We start from the raw sequence: 17709 nt of genomic DNA, 5'->3' as shown, positions 1-17709 counted from the left end.
TTTGGCAAGTGAATGAGGTAACCACACACCTCTGACGAATTCACCAATCCAAAGCAGCAAATTTGAACGATTTCCCGCGATAGTTGCCGCAACGACACGCAACCAGGGCGCACCCACCAACAGGCTTGCCAAAGCGCATCGTTGGCTGCTCAATTCGCCGAATGAACGAGCTTCTCCTGAAAGCGGTCGATGATCGGATCGACGACCTGGTCGCACTGACCGCCGACCTGATCCGCTTTCCAACCATCAATCCGCCTGGCGAAGCCTACCGGCCATGCGCCGAATACGTTGGTGCGCGGCTGAAGAAGCGCGGTTTCGAAGTCGAATTCATCCGCGCCGAAGGCACGCCCGGCGACACTGACCGCTATCCGCGCGTCAATGTCGTCGCCCGCTTCGATGGCCGCTCGCCCGGCGCCTGCGTGCATTTCAACTCGCATATCGACGTGGTCGAAGCCGGCGACGGCTGGAGCCTCGATCCCTTCGCCGGCATCGTCAGGGACGGCAAGGTCTATGGCCGCGGCGCCTGCGACATGAAGGGGGGCTTGGCCGCCTCGATCATCGCCGTCGAAGCCTTCATGGAGGTCTTCCCCGACTTTCCAGGCGCCATCGAAATATCAGGCACGGTCGATGAGGAGTCCGGCGGCTTTGGCGGCGTCGCCCATCTGGCCAGGCTCGGCTATTTCTCCAAGCCGAAGGTCGATCACGTCATAATCCCCGAGCCGTTGAACAAGGATCGCATCTGCCTTGGCCATCGCGGGGTGTGGTGGGCGGAGATCGAAACCAAGGGCGAGATCGCGCACGGCTCGATGCCGTTCCTCGGTGATAATGCGGTGCGCCATATGGGCGCCGTGCTGGGGGCTTTCGAGGACGAGCTGTTCCCGGCGCTCGACCGCAAGGTGACAAGCATGCCGGTCGTGCCCGACGGCGCAAAGCGCTCGACCATGAACATCAACTCGATCCATGGCGGCCAGACGGAGGATTTCCGGCCCGGCCTGCCCTCGCCCAACGTGCCCGATTCGTGCCGGCTGACCATCGACCGCCGCTTCCTGCTCGAAGAGGATTTGGGCACGGTCAAAAGCGAGGTGACCAATATCCTCGACCGGCTGAAGCGCGAGCGGAAAAAATTCGACTACGAAATCCGCGACCTGATGGAGGTGCTGCCGCTGATGACCGAGCGCGATGCGCCGGTGGTCAAGGCGGTGGCGCAAGGCATCATGGAGATATTCGACCGCGAGCCCGACTACGTGATTTCGCCCGGCACCTACGACCAGAAGCACATTGCCCGCATCGGCCACATCTATGACTGTATCGCCTATGGCCCGGGCATTCTCGACCTCGCCCATAGGCCCGACGAATGGGTCGGGATATCAGACATGGTAGAATCCGCCAAGGTGATGGCGATCGGGCTGAACATACTGCTCAGGAGCGCACGGTAATCCGGCAGCGACGGGGCAAGCTTCAATTGCTTGAGTCGGCGGCTAACGGAAAAACATTCCTGCTGGCGCCGCCGGAAAGCACGAAACGCAATTTACTCCTCGGCGAAATCACGCTTCTATCCACCGGGTTTTGAACATTTTTTTGAGCATATCGGGAGCTGCACGATGAAATTATGGAAAACCATTCTCACCGCTGCGGGCCTGGTTCTGGCCGCCGGAACATCGGCATTTGCCGCGCGGACCGATCTGGTCATCGGCATTCCGCTCGAACCCCCGCATCTCGATCCGACAGCGGGTGCCGCGGCGGCGATCGATGAAGTGCTTTACGCCAACGTGTTCGAGGGGTTGACCCGCATCGGCTCGAACGGCGAGGTGCTGCCGGATCTCGCCGACAGCTGGACCATTTCCGATGACGGCAAGGCCTACACCTTCAAGCTCCACACCGGCGTGAAATTCCATGACGGCACCGATTTCAACGCCGACGACGTGAAATTCTCGCTCGACCGCGCCAGTGCCGACAACTCCGTCAACGCGCAAAAGGGCCTGTTCGCCGCCATCGATACGGTCGAGGTGGTCGATCCGGCGACGGTCAAGATCACGCTGAAGAACCCGCAAAGCTCCTTCCTCTACAATATGGGCTGGGGCGACGCGGTTATCGTCGCGCCTGAGACAGCCGACACCAACAAGGAAAAGCCTGTTGGCACCGGACCGTTCAAGTTCCAGAGCTGGGCCAAAGGCTCATCGATCACGCTGATCAAATCCGACACTTACTGGGGTGCCCCGGTTGCTCTCGACAAAGCCGAATTCCGTATCGTCACGGATGCCGCAGCCGCCGTGCCGGCGCTGCTTTCCGGCGATGTTCAGGCCTTCCCTTTCTTCGATCCCGACAGCGTCGCGCAGATCCAGGGCGACCCGCGCTTCAAGGTGGTGATCGGCGCGACCGAGGGTGAGACCATCCTTTCGATGAACAACAAGAAGTCGCCGTTCGACAAGCTGCAGGTCAGGCAGGCGATTTCGTTTGCGCTCGACCGCAAGGCGATCATCGACGGCGCCTCGGCCGGCCTTGGCGTGCCGATCGGCTCGCACATGTCGCCCGCCAACAAGGCCTATGTCGACCTCACCGGCCTCTATCCGCACAATGTCGACAAGGCCAGGGAACTGCTGAAGGAAGCCGGCCTGGAGAGCGGCTTCAAGGCGACGCTGAAACTGCCGCCGCCTTCCTATGCGCGGCTTGGCGGCGAGATCATCGCGTCGCAGCTTCGCGATGTCGGCATCGATCTGCAGATCGTGCCCGTGGAATGGGCGCAGTGGCTGGACCAGGTCTTCACCAAAAAGGACTATGACCTGACCATCGTGTCCCACACCGAGCCCAACGACATCGATATCTATTCGCGCAAGGATTATTACTTCAACTACGACAATCCGACCTTCGACAAGATCATCGCCGATCTGAACCTCACCTCCGATGAGGCCAAGCGCATGACGCTGCTCGGCGAGGCGCAGAAGATACTGGCCGACGACGCCGTGGTCGGCTTCCTCTACGAACTGCCGAAAGCCGGCGTCTGGGACGCCAAGCTGGAAGGTTTTTGGGAAAACGCGCCGATCCAGGCCAACGACCTGACCAAGGTGAAGTGGACGGAGTGAGGCAGCTGACAGAAAGGCGAAACTTGCACTCCGTCGCACCCCCCTCTGTCCTGCCGGACATCTCCCCCTCAAGGGGGGAGATCGAGCCCTCATCGCGGCTTTCGCTAACCATCAGCCTTGCAAGGCCAGCGCCGGCATGGAAACTGCCAATCTCCCCCCTTGAGGGGGAGATGTCCGGCAGGACAGAGGGGGGTCCGGCGCGACAGCCCGACCGCTCGATCGCTTCCGTTCCGCCCCCATGACCGCCTATCTCCTCAAGCGTCTTGCCATCGCCCTCATCACGCTGGTTCTGGCCTCCATGGTGGTCTTCGCCGTGCTGGAGATCATTCCCGGCGACCCGGCGCGGCTGATGCTTGGCATGAACGCCAGCGCCGACCAAGTCGATTTGCTGCGCAACCAGATGGGTCTCAACGCGCCCCTTGCCTCGCGCTATCTGCACTGGGCCGGTGGCTTGCTGAGCCTCGATTTCGGCCGTTCCTACACCTATTCGGTGCCGGTCATCGATCTGGTCCGCGAGCGCGTCGTTGTCTCCCTGCCGCTGGCGCTGATCGCGCTGGCGCTGTCCACTATCATTGCCATTCCGGTCGGGCTGTTTTCCGCCGGCCGGCACGGACGGGCCGGGGACACGATTGCGATGGGTGCCGCCCAGCTTGGCGTCGCCGTGCCGAACTTCTGGTTTGCGCTGATGCTGATCTACCTGTTTGCCGTCTGGCTGCGGCTGGTGCCGGCGGGTGGCTTTCCGGGGTGGAGCGCGGGCGTCTGGCCAGCACTGAAATCGCTGTTCCTGCCGGCGATCGCGCTCGCCCTGCCGCAAGCGGCGATCCTCGCCCGCGTCACCCGCTCGGCGCTGATCGAAGTGCTGAACGAGGACTATATCCGCACCGCCCGGGCCAAGGGCCTGCCCTATCGCGCGGTGCTTTGGCGGCACGCGCTGCGCAACGCCATGATCCCGGTGCTGACCATTCTCGGCCTGCAATTCGCCTTTCTGCTCGCCGGCACCATCATCATCGAGAACGTCTTTTACCTGCCGGGCCTTGGCCGGCTGGTGTTCCAGGCGATCACCCAGCGCGACCTGATCGTCGTCGAAAGCGTCGTCATGCTGCTGGTCGCCGCCGTCATCGCCGTCAACCTGCTTGTCGATCTCTCCTATGCGGTCGTCGATCCGCGCCTGAGAAGCCGCCAATGACGCTGCGCTTCGACATCCCGGAAGAAAATTTTGCCGACATCCTAGCCAAGGCCTTCACCAACCGCTCGTTTCTCGCCGGCTTCGTCATCACCGCACTGGTGGCAGCGATTGCCATCGTCTCGTTTTTCTGGACGCCTTTTGACGTCACCAGGCTGATCATCGCCGACAAGACCCAGGCACCCTCGCCGGCGCACTGGTTCGGCACCGACCATTTCGGCCGCGACATTCTTTCCATGATCATGGTCGGCGCCCGCAATTCGATCGCCGTGGCGTTGGTGGCGGTCGGCATTGGCATGGGCATCGGCGTGCCGCTCGGCGCCTTTGCCGCGGCGCGCGGCGGCATCGTCGACGAAGCGGTGATGCGGCTGAACGATCTCGTCTTCGCCTTCCCTGCCCTGCTCTCGGCGATCATGATCACCGCCATTTTCGGGCCGGGCGCGCTCAACGCCATCATCGCCATCGGCATCTTCAACATCCCGGTCTTTGCCCGCGTCGCCCGGGCCGGTGCGCTGGCGATCTGGCCGCGCGAATTCATCCTCGCCGCGCGCGCCGCCGGCAAAGGCAAAACGCTGATCACGCTGGAACATGTGCTGCCCAACATCCTCACTTTGCTGCTGGTGCAAGGCACCATCCAGTTCGCGCTCGGCATCCTGGCCGAAGCCGGGCTTTCCTATGTCGGGCTGGGCACACAGCCGCCAATGCCGAGCTGGGGGCGGATGCTGTTCGACGCGCAGACCCGCATGGTGGTGGCGCCGTGGATGGCGATCTTTCCGGGCATGGCGATCGTCGTCACCGTGCTTGGCCTGAACCTGCTCGGCGACGGTATTGCCGACATCCTCGACCCCAAATCGCGGCGGCAGCGATGAGCCTGCTCGAAATCGAGAAACTGTCGCTGAGCATCGGCGACACGCCGATCCTGCGGGATGTCGAGCTCTCCGTCGCGCCCGGCGAGGTGATGGGGCTGGTCGGCGAATCCGGCTCGGGCAAGTCGATAACGGCGCTGACGGTGATGCAGCTTCTGCCCTGGGCGGCGCGCGCCACGGGGCGTGTCATCTTCGACGGCATCGACATCCTTGCGGCCAGCGAAGATCAGATGTGCGCGCTGCGCGGCGACGATATCGGCATGGTTTTCCAGGAGCCGATGACGGCACTGAATCCGGTCAAGACCATTGGCGAGCAAGTCGCCGAAGGCATCCGCTGGCACACCAGGGCAAACCGAGCCGACGCCGAGGACCACGCGCGAAAAATGCTCGACCGGGTCGGCCTGCCGGCGGCGCAGTTTCCTTTGTCACGCTATCCGCACGAGCTTTCCGGCGGCCAGCGCCAGCGCGTCGTCATCGCCATTGCCTGCGCGCTGAAACCCAAGCTGCTGATCGCCGACGAGCCGACGACGGCGCTCGACGTCGTGCTGCAGGCGCAGATCCTCGACCTGTTGCGCGACCTGGTCGCGGAAAACCGCATGGGCCTGCTCTTGATCTCGCACGACCTTGCGGTGGTGACCGAGATGGCGGATCGCATCACCATCCTGCGCCATGGCGAAGTGATGGAGGCCGGCGACACGGCGCGCACTTTGTCGGAGCAGCTCCATCCCTATACGCGACAACTGGCGCAGGCCTCTATGCATGTCCCGGCGCGCGCCAGGTCACATGAGGTCGGCCCGGACAACCCCCTGCTCCAGGGTGCCAAACCCCTGCTTCAGGTAGACAGCGTGACGCGGGACTATCCGGGACGTCGAAAATCGCTGCTGAAGCGGGCGGCCCCGATCCGCGCCGTCGACGATGTCTCGTTCTCGATTGATCCCGGCCAGTCAGTGGCTCTGGTCGGACGTTCGGGCTGCGGCAAGTCCACGCTTGCCCGCATGGTCCTGGCGCTGGACGGGCCGACATCGGGAACGATCCGGTTTCGGGGGCAGGTCATCACCGGCAAGAGCGAGGCTGAGCTCAAGCCGGCGCGCCGCGACATGCAGGTGGTGTTCCAGGACCCTTACGGCTCTTTCGACCCGCGCCTGAAGGTCGAAAAGCTGGTCGGCGAGCCACTGCACGTCCTGGAGAAGAAGCCGACGAATGCCGAGCGGCGCGAGATGGTGGCAAAGGCCTTGCACGAGGTCGGCCTCAGCCCACGCGACATGGACAAATATCCGCACGAATTTTCAGGCGGCCAGCGCCAGCGCCTGTCGATCGCCCGCGCCATCATCACCCGCCCCAAACTGGTCGTCGCAGACGAGCCGGTCTCGGCCCTCGACGTCTCGATCCGCGCCCAGGTGCTCGACTTGTTCGCCGAGCTCAACCAGAAGCTCGGCATCGCCTATCTGTTCATCACCCACGATCTGACCGTCGCCCGCGCCATCACCGACGCGGTGATGGTCATGCATGAGGGCAAGATCGTCGAGCGCGGTAGGACGAGCGAGGTTCTCGACCATCCGCAATCCGAAGCCGCCAAGGCGCTGGTCACCGCGGCTCCGGACCTGCACCGGGCAATAGCGCGCCGGTTACACGAACAAGGGTGAGCGGCGGGCCGCTTCAGGCTTGCGTTTGCGGCTTCACCGCATCGGCAGGGCTGATGTCGAGCAGGTCGAGCGTGCGGCGCAAGAGCTTCATCTCGTTCCCGGCAAGTTGTGAATCGGCTTTGGCGATCTCGGCCATGTGGCGGGCAAGCAGCTTGCGCCGCTCGACGTCGAGGTCACGGAACTGCGCGATGGCTTGCGAGCTGTTGGTCTCGTAGCCGAACTCGTTCAGATATTCGATGACGCTGTCGATGCTGGCTTCCGGAATGCCGAAGGCTTCCCGGCAGATGCGCCTGAGCGCGACCATTTCGCTCTCGCTGACCGAGCCGTCGGCGAGAATCATACGAAACAGCATGAGCAGTTCCGCCGACAGCACAGGATCGTCCGCAACCTTGCGCACGCCGGGGTCGCCGTCGAAGATCAAGCGTATCTGGTCCAGTAAAGCGAATGCCATCAGCGTCCCTTTCCGATTCGTCAAATGCATGTCGCTCAAAAGTGTGCAGCGGTTTTGAGATAACGACATGCATAAAACAAAAGAGCCAAGCGCGTCGCGGCGCGCTTGGCATAGGTAGCGCGGAATCGGCCTTGCGCAAACGGGTCGGCTGGGTTCGAACGGGGCAATCGCTTCAGGTTTTTAATTCGCCTCCTCATCCTTTTCCGGGCATTGGCGCTGCCCTTCACCTGCCTGCCGGTGTCCAGTTGATAGATGGGTAACACTTTGAACCGGATACATGGGTTACAGTTTTCCCCCTGTGCTGTCGGCCGCAGCGCCAAGCGGTCTGGTTGGCGCGGCGCTGCGGCGGACAAGTTTCATGCGCCTGGTGTCGAGGATGCCGAGCGGATGGGCATGGAAGCTGAGCGCCCATTCACCATCCTCGGTCTCTGCGGCGGCGACCGCTTCGCCGGCCAGCGTCTTGGAAACGTAGATGAAGCCGCCATTCCACCTGATCTCGCCGTTGTGACGCACGCTGCGCACCGCCGCCTCGGCCGGATAGTCGGGCTCGGGCGGTGTCGCGGGCATGGCGCGCGGCGAGGCGCGGTAATGCTGCGCCGGGGTGTCCATGGCCAGCGCCTCATGCGGACGCTCCTCATTGTAGCTGCGCCGGAAGGCCTCGAAGGCCTGGCTCTGGGCCATTCTGTCGGCCTCCGGCGTCTTGGCCAGCGGCAGCATGGTCAGGTGGAAGCGCTCGTGGCGCCCGTTCTGCTGCGGCTTGCCGGGCGCGATCCGCTCCAGCGTGATGCCGAGCTTGATGAAGCGCACCGAAAGCGGCGTCAGCCCGGTGACGCCGGCCGATGCGAAAGGCGGGCCATTGTCGCTTCTGAGCCGATCTGGCAGACCATGCTCCTCAAACAGCCGCTCGAATACCGGCCAGGCCTCATCGTCCGCCGTCGAGCCCGTCGCTTCGAGCGCCAAAAGGTAGCGGCTCGACGCATCCATCACCGTCAACGGTTCGCAGCGCCACCCGTCACGGGTCCGGAACCAGCCCTTGTGATCGCCCGTCCATACCGCGTTCGGCTCCTCGGCTTGCGGCCATGGTCCGTTGCCACAGGCCCGCAGCCGTGCCCGCTTGCGGACGCTGACAAGCCCGTGCCGCGCAAGGATCGCACCAGCCGTCGAGGCCGACGGCCACAGCAGCTCGGGAGCGGTGCGCTTGAGCCGCGCCATGATCTTCTTCGGGCCCCACAGCGGGTGCGTCTCCTTGGCCGCAACGATCCGCTCCACCAGATCCAGGGCCGTCGCTCGGCCATGATTGAGCGGCGCCCGCGGCAGATCATGCAGGCCTTCCGGGCCGAGCGCGCGATAGCGACCAAGCCATTTGTAGCCGGTCTTGCGCGATACGCCGTAGGCCACACAAAGCTCGCTCATCGTCTCCTCACCCGCCAGGCACTCCACAACAAACCGAAGCCGCTCGTCCATGATGCCAGTCTCTTGCCAAACCATCGCCGGTCCTCCCGGCGGACAAGAAAACTGTCACCCATGCAATCGGTCCATTCTGTTACCTATCTATCCGGTTCGGACACCGGCATCCTCTCCCCGTATAGCGACGGGGAGAGGGGCGCTCTCGTCACCGGTTTCGCCAATCACCAGCGTCGCAGGAAGGGCGCCGAAGCTGCGGCCAGCCCCTTCTCCTGCCCGGCAGGGCGATGAGGGGCGGCGCCAAGATCGACAATTGGCGCCGCATCCTTCTGTCCACTTCCCACCAAGCTGCTGGCCGATCCGGCGAACCCGCTGCGCGCGCTGATTGGTGTGTGACGGCGCGCCTGATAGTATGCGGTTGTACGAATCATGTTGGAGGAGCCACACATGAATCTCAGTGCGCCTACACAGCTTATTTTCATCATATCCCTTGTTATCGCCATTCTCGGCCTTCTTGCCGCTTTTGGCGTCCTTGCGTTTATTCCCATACCCGCGGTTTGGATTGCCCTCATCGCTTATATCGTGCTTGCCGGTGGCTGCTTGATGCGCGGCGCTTAAGCACTCAGATCTCAGGCAACTCGGAGCGCCCGGCCACAAGCCGGGCGCTTTTGATTTTGAGGGATGGTCTGTTAGACTCCATGGGCGGAAGGAAAGCTCATGCCCGCCGAGAGCGAAGACGGCAGCCGCCATGAAAATCCCGGCCTCGACCGGTTCGAGATGGTGCGGCGCGCGCCCAGCCCTCGGCTCCGGTGCGCGGTCACCGACATCTGCGGCTACCGCGAAACAATGCCCGGCCGTTTCCGCAACGTCGAATATGCATCGCTGATCGTCCCACTGGTCATCAGCTTTGCTGAACCCTTCGCCATCGGGCTCGGCAAGGAGCCGGGCGACAATGACCGCTTCGCCAGTTTCGCCGCCGGCCTCTATGCCGGTCCGGTGGTGATCGAATCCTTCGGCGGTGCCTGCTGCGTCCAGGTCAATTTCACGCCGCTTGGCGCCCGCCGCTTCTTCGGCCTTCCGATGAGCGAACTGACCGATCGCATGGTCGGCCTCGACGATGTGCTCGGCCTTGAAGGCATCGCGCTGCGCGAAAGGCTTGGAAACGCGCGCGACTGGAGCGCACGCTTTGCCATCGTCGAGGCATTCGTCGCGACACGGCTGACTGAGACCCGGGAAACGCAGGCCGAAATCGTCTGGGCCTATGACCGGATCATCGTTTCGGGCGGCCGCATTCGTGTCTCATCGCTCGCGGACGGGCTGGGCTGGAGCCGTAAGCATCTCGCAGGAAAATTCTCCAACGCGATCGGCGTCGGCCCTAAGACGCTGTCGCGCATCGTCCGCTTCAACCGGGCGCTCGGGCTGTCAAGGCAGGACCAATCCGATTGGGCCGATATCGCCGCCGATTGCGGCTATGCAGACCAGGCGCATCTGGTTCGCGAATTCCGCAACCTTGCCGGCGAAACGCCGACGATGCTTGCCGCCCAGGCATAGACACGCAGGGTCCTTTGCAGGACGCTCAGGTAACATTTCTTCAAGACGCCGCAACAGGCTTCGCCCAGACTGGGTTATCACCAACCCAACTGAAGGAAATCGCCATGACCATGTCCGTCGAACCGCCCAGACTCTATCCCACCTTGCGCTACCGCAATGCCGCGAAGATGATCGATTGGCTGGGTGAAGCCTTCGGCTTTGCCGTTCATGCCCGCTACGGCGAAGGCGATATCGTCCATCACGCCGAACTGACTTTCGGCTCCTCGATGATCATGCTGGGCACCGCACGCGACGACAAGTTTGGCCAGATGATCGGTGCACCGAGCCCAGGTGGTGGCAGATCGATCTATGTCGCCGTCGACGATGCCGATGCCGCCTACGCCAAAGCCAAGAAGGCCGGCGCCGAAATACTGGAAGAGCTCACCGACCGCGACTATGGCAGCCGCGAGTTCATCTGCCGCGATCCGGAAGGCAATGTCTGGTCGTTTGGAACTTACTGGCCGAAGGCCAGCGAGCCCGCCAGCTAACGCGCCAAACCAAAAATGGCGTCGCAGTCGAGGTGGATCTCCAGCTCCGCTGCGACCTCGTCCAGCGCCCGTTCGACCTCGGCGCGATAATCGATGCCGCCGCCTTTGACGCCGAGGTTTTCCAGGAATTTCGCCCGAAAAGCGTCGGCGGAAAACAGCCCGTGCAAATAGGTGCCCGATACCTTGCCGTCGGTCGAGATAGCGCCGTCATCGACGCCATTGATGACGGCGGATGGCCGCAGCGTGTCCGGACCGGTGGTGCGGCCGAGATGGATCTCATAGCCTTCGAGCGGCAGGTCGAATTGCACCGAGTGCGCGCTGACGTTGCGCACCGTCTTTTCCGGCTCCATCACCGTTTCGACGTCGAGCAGGCCAAGCCCTTCGGTCTCGGTAACGCTGCCCTCGATGCCGTCGGGGTCGCGCACGATACGGCCGAGCATCTGAAAGCCGCCGCAGATGCCGACCACATGCCCGCCGCGCTTGCGATGGGCGACAAGATCACGGTCCCAGCCATTCTCGCGAAATCTCAGGAGATCGCCGATCGTCGACTTGGAGCCGGGAATGACCACCAGCCCGGCGTCCTCCGGGAGATGCTGACCGGGCGGCACGAAGACAACCTCGACTTCGCGTTCGGCCTTGAGCGGGTCGAGATCGTCGAAATTGGCGATGCGTGAAAGCATCGGCACCGCGACCTTCAACGCGCGCTTCTCGCCGGAAGTCAGGCGCTCAAGCACAACGGAATCTTCCGAGGGCAGCCGCGCCGCCGCCTTCAGCCACGGCACGACGCCAAAACAGCGCCAGCCGGTGAATGTCTCGATCGCCTTGATGCCGTCATCGAACAGCGAGACGTCGCCGCGGAACTTGTTGATGAGATAGCCGGCGATCATGCGCCGGTCCTCTTCCGGCAGGATCAGGTGGGTGCCGGCGATCGAGGCGATGACGCCGCCGCGATCGATATCGCCGACGAGGATCACCGGCACATTGGCGCGCGTTGCAAAGCCCATATTGGCAATGTCGCGGCTCCTGAGATTGATCTCGGCCGGCGAGCCGGCGCCCTCGACGATGACCAGATCGGCGCCCTCACCGACCTTTGCCCAGGAGTCCAGCACGGCATCCATCAGCCGGCCCTTCAACGCTTGGTAGTCGCGTGCCCGCGCCTCGCCGAACACCTTGCCCTGCACCACCACTTGTGCGCCGGTATCGGTCTGCGGCTTGAGCAGCACCGGGTTCATGTGGATGGAAGGCGCAACGCCACAGGCGATCGCCTGCAGCCATTGGGCGCGGCCGATCTCGCCGCCGCCGGCGCCCGGAATGTCGGCGACGGCGGCATTGTTCGACATGTTCTGCGGCTTGAACGGCCGCACTTTCAGTCCACGTTTTTTCGCTGCGCGGCATAGCCCCGCGACCAGCACCGTCTTGCCGACATCGGAGCCCGTGCCTTGCAGCATGATCGCTCTGGCCATCAGTCCTTGCCCTGTGCCGTCGTTCCGGTGATCGTCGACTTGGCCGCCAGCGGGCCGCCGCGCCAGATGTAGAGCGCCAAGAGAGGCTCCTTGCCGGTGCGCATGGCGTGGCTGACATCGGAGGCATGGTGGATCACCTCACCCGCCTCGCGCCTGCGAAATTCGCCTCCGCCCATGCGCCATTCGGCGCCGCCGGTCAGCGGAATGTAGATCTCCTCGGCGACGTGATGATGGTCGGGATAGACGATATCAGGCCCGAGGATCAGCAGGCCGGCCGCAACCTCGTCGTTGACGAAATGGCCGCGCGTGCCGAATACTTCCAGCCACCCGTAATTGTCGATGAACGTCTTGCCGAAATCCGCCTCGCCGTAGGTCTGCCCCCAGTGCAACTCCCCGCGACGCTCGGCAACCAGCCGCACCAATGGCTGGGCGTTCGCTGCAGCGAGCTCGACGATTCGGTCGAGCTGGCGCAGGCAAGCGAGCGGATGCGGCTCGAGCGGACGCGCCGGCATGGCCCAGCCGATCCGAGCCACGGCATCGCGCACCAGCGCATTATCGAACGTCTCGAGATAGGCATGGAAACGTTTGAGCAGCTCATCGAAATTTGTCGTCACGCCTTGCTCCAGACACGCATTAGCGCACACCCGCTTCACAGATGGTCGGCTTGCGCGGCGGCATCATTGGTCTAGATTGAGCGGCGCGCAAAGCCAAAAACGACAGGCCAGCAGGCCGGAAACATCAGGGAGCACGCTATGGACGCCGCTGTCGATGCGAGCACCAGCCAGTTCGAGCTCAACGAGGACCAGCGCGCCATCCAGGAGATGGCCGAGGCCTTCGCCGCCGACCGGGTCGCGCCGAATGCGCTCGACTGGGACCGCAACAAGCATTTTCCGGCAGATGTGATCCGCGAGACGGGCCCGCTCGGCCTTGGCGGCATCTATATCAGCGACGATGTCGGCGGCTCGGCCCTCGGCCGGCTCGACGCCGTGCTGATCTTCGAGGCGCTCTCGCGCGCCGATCCGGCCTTCTCTTCCTTCATCTCGATCCACAACATGGCGGCGTCGATGATCGACCGCTTCGGCAGCGACGAACAGCGCCAGCGCTTCCTGCCGAAGCTGACCTCGATGGAATGGCTGGCGAGCTATTGCCTGACCGAGCCGGGCTCGGGGTCGGATGCCGCGGCGCTGAAGACGCGCGCGGTGAAGGGCGGCGGCGACTATGTGCTGAACGGCGTCAAGCAGTTCATCTCGGGCGCCGGCGACAGCGACATCTACATCGTCATGGCGCGCACCGGCGCCGACGGGCCGAAGGGCATTTCCACCTTCGTCGTGCCGAAGGATGCGCCCGGCCTGTCCTTCGGCGCCAACGAGCACAAGATGGGCTGGCACATGCAGTCGACCCGCCAGGTCATCTTCGAGGACTGCAAGGTGCCTGCGCAAAACCTGCTCTCGGCCGAAGGCGCCGGCTTCGGCATCGCCATGGCCGGGCTCGACGGCGGCCGGCTCAACATCGCCGCCTGTTCGCTGGGCGGCGCCCAATCGGCGCTCGACAAGGCGCTGGCCTACACCGCCGAGCGCAAGGCCTTCGGATCCAAGATCAACCAGTTCCAGGCGCTGCAATTCAAGCTCGCCGACATGGAGACCGAGCTGCAAGCAGCGCGCATCTTCCTCTATGCCGCCGCCTCGAAGCTCGACCGCAACGCGCCCGATGCCTCGAAATGGTCGGCGATGGCCAAGCGCTTCGTCACCGACATCGGCTTCAACGTCGCCAATGACGCCCTGCAACTGCATGGCGGTTATGGCTATTTGCACGACTACGGCATTGAGAAGCTGGTGCGGGACCTGCGTGTCCACCAGATCCTCGAAGGCACCAACGAGATCATGCGCGTCATCATCGCGCGCGCCCTGATCGGCCGCTGAGCATTTTGCAGCCAAGTGGAATCACTTGGCGTCGCAGAAATGCGGCTAAACAAACAGATAGAGCGGGATATCTCTTCAATCCTGAACATCCCGCTCTGGCAAAACCGGGAGAAAACGATGACCACCATCGCCTTTATCGGCCTCGGCAACATGGGCAATCCGATGGCCGCCAACCTCGTCAAGGCAGGACATACCGTGCACGGCTTCGACCTGATGCCGGAGAATCTCGTCATCGCCAGGGACCATGGCGTCGTCGTCATGGCCAATGCCATTGCCGCGGTGAAGGGGGCCGATGTGGTCATCACCATGCTGCCGGCCGGCAAGCACGTCCTGTCGGTCTACGAAGACATCGCGCCCAAGGCGAAAAAAGGCGCGCTGTTCATCGATTCCTCGACCATCGACGTCGAATCGGCACGAAAAGCCCACGCCATTGCCGCCAGACATGAGCTGCTGTCGATCGACGCGCCGGTTTCCGGCGGGACCGGCGGCGCCGCCGCCGGCACGCTGACCTTCATGGCCGGCGGCTCGAAGGACGCCTTCGCCAAAGCCGAGCCAGTCCTCACGCCGATGGCCGGCCGTATCGTCCATTGCGGCGATGACGGCGCCGGACAGGCGGCAAAGATCTGCAACAACATGATCCTCGGAATTTCGATGATCGGCGTCGCCGAAGCCTTCGTTCTGGCGGAAAAGCTCGGCCTGTCGCATCAGGCGCTGTTCGACGTCGCCTCGACCTCCTCCGGCCAATGCTGGTCGCTGACCACCTACTGCCCGGTGCCTGGTCCGGTGCCGACATCGCCGGCCAACAATGGCTACAGGCCTGGGTTTGCCGCAGCATTGATGCTGAAGGACCTGAAACTGTCACAGGAAGCCGCGCAAAGTGCCGGCGCGGTGACGCCGCTCGGCGCCGAAGCCGCCCAGCTTTATGCGCTGTTCAACGCCCAAGGACACGCCGGTGCCGATTTTTCCGGCATCATAAACTTTTTGCGCGGTACCCCGGCGTAAGCCTCGAACTCGACGAGGCTTTTCGATTTCCCGGCAAAAGAAACATCGCAAATTTAGATTTGCTTAAACTCTCGATAACCCCCCGGTAACGATGTGCCTGTAAAACGGAATGCGAGGCGGCATATCGCATCCGCCCGGCGCTCCGGATCAGGTCTCGCGTACCGGAGCCCGTAAGTTTCGCAAGTGTTCCGTTAGCGAAGCGCCATGCGTATCTGGCAAAGCCGCGTTCCCGATGGAGCGCGGTTTTTGCATTTCGTATTCTTCAAGGACAGTGACACGATCGCCCCGGCGCGCCTCCAGATGATCGTCGGCCTGGTGGCGGCGATCCTGAGCTACGTCGACCCACAGGTGGAGCGCGAGGGTTCCGGTCGCTCGTCATGTTCGTTCCATGGCCTCGCGATCGAATCCCCCCGCCGCCGTGAGCACGATCTGAGATGACCTAGCTCCTGAAGCTCATTGGATCGAACATCATGAAACCTTCTCATTTTTAAGCCGTTATCGCCGGTATGTCCGAGGCTAAATTCAAGCCGAAATCGATCTCCAAATCGCGCGATGCCGAGAAGTCGCGCCAGGAGAAGCAATCGACTGTCGAAGTCGCGTCTGAGTTCGCCGGCGCGGCCCCGCCGCCGGACTTCATCGAACCCGATCCAGAGCTCACTCCTGAGGAGGCCGAGCAGGCACGCAAGAGATACTTGCTGAGGCGTTTCTGGATCAGCGCGCGCGGTTATTGGGGCCGCGGAGGCGATAGGCTCGCATGGCCGTTCACGATCGGGCTCTTGGTCCTGATCATCATCAATGTCGGCTTCCAGTATGGGATCAATGTCTGGAACCGCGCAATTTTCGACGCCCTTGAGCAACGCAATGCCCGCACCGTTTATATCCTGAGCGCCGTTTTCGTGCCGCTCGTGCTCGGAAGCGGCAGCCTTGTCGTTGCGCAAGTCTTCCTTCGCATGACGATTCAGCGCCGCTGGCGTTCCTGGCTCGCCACCGCGGTCATCGCGCGTTGGCTTGCAAGCGGCCGCTACTTTCAGTTGAACCTCGTCGGCGGCGATCACCAGAACCCCGAAGCCCGCATCACCGAGGATTTGCGGATTGCCACCGAATCTCCGGTCGATTTCATCGCCGGCGTCATCAACGCGTTTCTGTCGGCCTCGACCTTCATCGTGGTGCTCTGGACGATCGGTGGGGCCTTGACCCTGACGATCGCAGGTTCGACCGTGACCATTCCCGGCTTTCTCGTCATCACCGCGGTAACCTATGCCGCGATCACATCCACCTCGATGGCGGTCATTGGCCGCCACTTCGTCCGCCTCTCCGAGGAAAAAAATCAGGCGGAAGCCGAATTCCGCTACACGCTGACGCGGGTGCGGGAAAACGGCGAGAGTATAGCATTGCTCGGTGGCGAGGAGGAGGAGCGTAGCGGCATCGACAAGACGTTCGCCCATGTGCTCAAGCAATGGGCGCTTCTTACAGGCCAGCACATGCGCACAGCGCTGGTGTCGCAGGGGGCAAGTTTGTTTGCGCCTGTCGTGCCCGTTTTGCTTTGCGCTCCAAAGTTTCTCGAAGGCAGCATGACACTTGGACAGGTAATGCAGGCTGCCTCTGCCTTTGCCATCGTGCAGGGCGCGTTCGGATGGCTGGTCGACAACTACCCCCGTCTCGCCGATTGGAACGCCTGCGCACGGCGCATCGCCTCACTGATGATGTCACTCGACGGACTCGAGCGCGCGGAACAGAGCAACACACTGGGACGCATAAAGCGCGGCGAAACTGCAGGCGATGCGATGCTCAACCTGAACAATCTGTCCGTGTCGCTCGACGACGGCACCGCAGTGGTCAAGGAAACTAGGGTCGTGATCGAACCAGGCGAGCGGGTGCTCGTTGCCGGCGAATCCGGCTCAGGCAAGAGTACGTTGGTGCGGGCCATCGCAGGTCTGTGGCCGTGGGGTGGCGGCAGCGTCAACATCCGCGCCGACAGACGGCTGTTCATGCTGCCGCAAAGGCCTTACGTACCTACCGGGACGCTTCGCCGCGCAGTCGCCTATCCAGGCGCCGCCGATCGCTGGACGCTGGGTAAGATCAAGGCTGCCCTCAACAAGGTCGGACTCGATTATCTGAACGACAAGATCGAGGACGACGCGCCATGGGACCAGACCTTGTCGGGTGGCGAAAAGCAGCGGCTCGCCTTCGCACGTCTTCTGCTGCACAGCCCCGATATCATCGTGCTGGATGAAGCAACGTCAGCACTCGATGAAAAGAGTCAGGACAAGATGATGGAGATGATCATTCACGAATTGCCGAAGGTCACCATCATAAGCGTAGCGCATCGCGCCGAGCTGGAAGCCTTCCATAGCCGCAAGATCACATTGGAGCGGCGCGAGGGCGGCGCAAAGCTTGTCAGCGACGTCGATCTTGTCCAGCGTAAGAGCAGACGGAACTTGCTTGTGCGATTTCTCGGGCGCCGGCGCGCCTACCGAAACGCAGCACGACATTGAGCAAAGCGGCGCTGCCCGAGACAAAAAGTGAAGTCCGCCGGGCGGGCCTGGGGCAAGGGCAGCAAGAAAGCAGCCCGCGCCGCGCGCACTGCGAACTAAGTCCGACGTCTGCTCGATGGCTTGGC

The 17709-nt window shown here is 63.0% G+C and carries 15 protein-coding genes and 1 pseudogene; 12 read left to right on the top strand and 4 right to left on the bottom strand.

Annotated elements, in window-relative coordinates; translation table 11 throughout:
- Positions 1-161: 161 nt before the first annotated feature.
- The 5 genes from EJ075_RS24950 (at position 162) to EJ075_RS24925 (ending at position 6772) form a co-directional block, all read left to right on the top strand.
- Positions 162-1436 carry an acetylornithine deacetylase/succinyl-diaminopimelate desuccinylase family protein gene (locus tag EJ075_RS24950; protein ID WP_126106137.1) on the top strand — a complete coding sequence of 425 codons (1275 nt, stop codon included), beginning with the start codon at positions 162-164 and terminating at the stop codon, positions 1434-1436.
- 165 nt (positions 1437-1601) lie between these two features.
- Positions 1602-3080, top strand: coding sequence for an ABC transporter substrate-binding protein (locus tag EJ075_RS24945; protein WP_126106136.1), 1479 nt, complete (start codon positions 1602-1604; stop codon positions 3078-3080).
- A 238-nt stretch (positions 3081-3318) separates the two neighbouring features.
- A complete protein-coding gene (locus EJ075_RS24935) occupies positions 3319-4266 on the top strand; it encodes an ABC transporter permease (protein ID WP_095486671.1) in 948 nt (315 codons plus the stop codon).
- A complete protein-coding gene (locus tag EJ075_RS24930) occupies positions 4263-5132 on the top strand; it encodes an ABC transporter permease (protein WP_126106134.1) in 870 nt (289 codons plus the stop codon). The genes EJ075_RS24935 and EJ075_RS24930 overlap by 4 nt, the downstream gene beginning before the upstream one ends.
- Positions 5129-6772, top strand: a complete 1644-nt coding sequence (locus tag EJ075_RS24925; RefSeq protein ID WP_126106133.1) for a dipeptide ABC transporter ATP-binding protein — start codon at positions 5129-5131, stop codon at positions 6770-6772. The genes EJ075_RS24930 and EJ075_RS24925 overlap by 4 nt, the downstream gene beginning before the upstream one ends.
- A gap of 13 nt (positions 6773-6785) precedes the next feature.
- Here the strand turns inward: EJ075_RS24925 and EJ075_RS24920 are convergent, their stop codons facing one another.
- Together EJ075_RS24920 and EJ075_RS24915 are read right to left on the bottom strand one after the other, a co-directional pair.
- Positions 6786-7223, bottom strand: coding sequence for a TerB family tellurite resistance protein (locus EJ075_RS24920; protein ID WP_095486750.1), 438 nt, complete (start codon positions 7221-7223; stop codon positions 6786-6788).
- A gap of 282 nt (positions 7224-7505) precedes the next feature.
- A complete protein-coding gene (locus EJ075_RS24915) occupies positions 7506-8711 on the bottom strand; it encodes an integrase core domain-containing protein (RefSeq protein ID WP_126103784.1) in 1206 nt (401 codons plus the stop codon).
- A 363-nt stretch (positions 8712-9074) separates the two neighbouring features.
- On the opposite strand from EJ075_RS24915, the gene EJ075_RS24905 reads away from it, so the two are divergent.
- The 3 genes from EJ075_RS24905 (at position 9075) to EJ075_RS24895 (ending at position 10705) form a co-directional block, all read left to right on the top strand.
- Positions 9075-9245: a hypothetical protein gene (locus EJ075_RS24905; RefSeq protein WP_095486751.1), complete on the top strand. Its 171-nt coding sequence runs from the start codon at positions 9075-9077 to the stop codon at positions 9243-9245.
- A 99-nt stretch (positions 9246-9344) separates the two neighbouring features.
- Positions 9345-10178: an AraC family transcriptional regulator gene (locus tag EJ075_RS24900; RefSeq protein WP_126106132.1), complete on the top strand. Its 834-nt coding sequence runs from the start codon at positions 9345-9347 to the stop codon at positions 10176-10178.
- Between the two features lie 104 nt (positions 10179-10282).
- A complete protein-coding gene (locus EJ075_RS24895; protein WP_126106131.1) occupies positions 10283-10705 on the top strand; it encodes a VOC family protein in 423 nt (140 codons plus the stop codon).
- Here the strand turns inward: EJ075_RS24895 and EJ075_RS24890 are convergent.
- Both EJ075_RS24890 and EJ075_RS24885 read right to left on the bottom strand, forming a co-directional pair.
- Complete coding sequence (locus tag EJ075_RS24890; protein ID WP_126106130.1) at positions 10702-12168, bottom strand: cobyric acid synthase; 1467 nt, start codon at positions 12166-12168, stop codon at positions 10702-10704. The genes EJ075_RS24895 and EJ075_RS24890 overlap by 4 nt on opposite strands.
- The gene (locus EJ075_RS24885) at positions 12168-12782 is read right to left on the bottom strand and encodes a dimethylsulfonioproprionate lyase family protein (protein WP_126106129.1); all 615 of its coding nucleotides are present in this window, start codon (positions 12780-12782) and stop codon (positions 12168-12170) included. The genes EJ075_RS24890 and EJ075_RS24885 overlap by 1 nt, the downstream gene beginning before the upstream one ends.
- A gap of 138 nt (positions 12783-12920) precedes the next feature.
- Here EJ075_RS24885 and EJ075_RS24880 point away from each other — a divergent pair, with 138 nt between their 5' ends.
- From EJ075_RS24880 to EJ075_RS24860, 4 genes and pseudogenes are all read left to right on the top strand, one after another.
- Positions 12921-14087 carry an isobutyryl-CoA dehydrogenase gene (locus EJ075_RS24880; protein WP_126106128.1) on the top strand — a complete coding sequence of 389 codons (1167 nt, stop codon included), beginning with the start codon at positions 12921-12923 and terminating at the stop codon, positions 14085-14087.
- Positions 14088-14204: 117 nt separating this feature from the next.
- A complete protein-coding gene (mmsB, locus tag EJ075_RS24875) occupies positions 14205-15089 on the top strand; it encodes a 3-hydroxyisobutyrate dehydrogenase (protein WP_126106127.1) in 885 nt (294 codons plus the stop codon).
- 204 nt (positions 15090-15293) lie between these two features.
- The gene (locus tag EJ075_RS24865; RefSeq protein ID WP_126106126.1) at positions 15294-15527 is read left to right on the top strand and encodes a hypothetical protein; all 234 of its coding nucleotides are present in this window, start codon (positions 15294-15296) and stop codon (positions 15525-15527) included.
- Between the two features lie 68 nt (positions 15528-15595).
- Positions 15596-17604, top strand: a pseudogene (locus EJ075_RS24860) (ABC transporter ATP-binding protein/permease); the annotation flags it as partial.
- Positions 17605-17709 lie beyond the last annotated feature (105 nt).

Origin of the sequence: Mesorhizobium sp. M6A.T.Cr.TU.016.01.1.1 (assembly GCF_003952585.1) — a bacterium.
GTDB classification, from domain to species: Bacteria; Pseudomonadota; Alphaproteobacteria; order Rhizobiales; family Rhizobiaceae; genus Mesorhizobium; species Mesorhizobium mediterraneum.
Note: the sequence above shows the minus strand (reverse complement) of the source record. Positions and strands in the feature narration are given on the sequence as shown.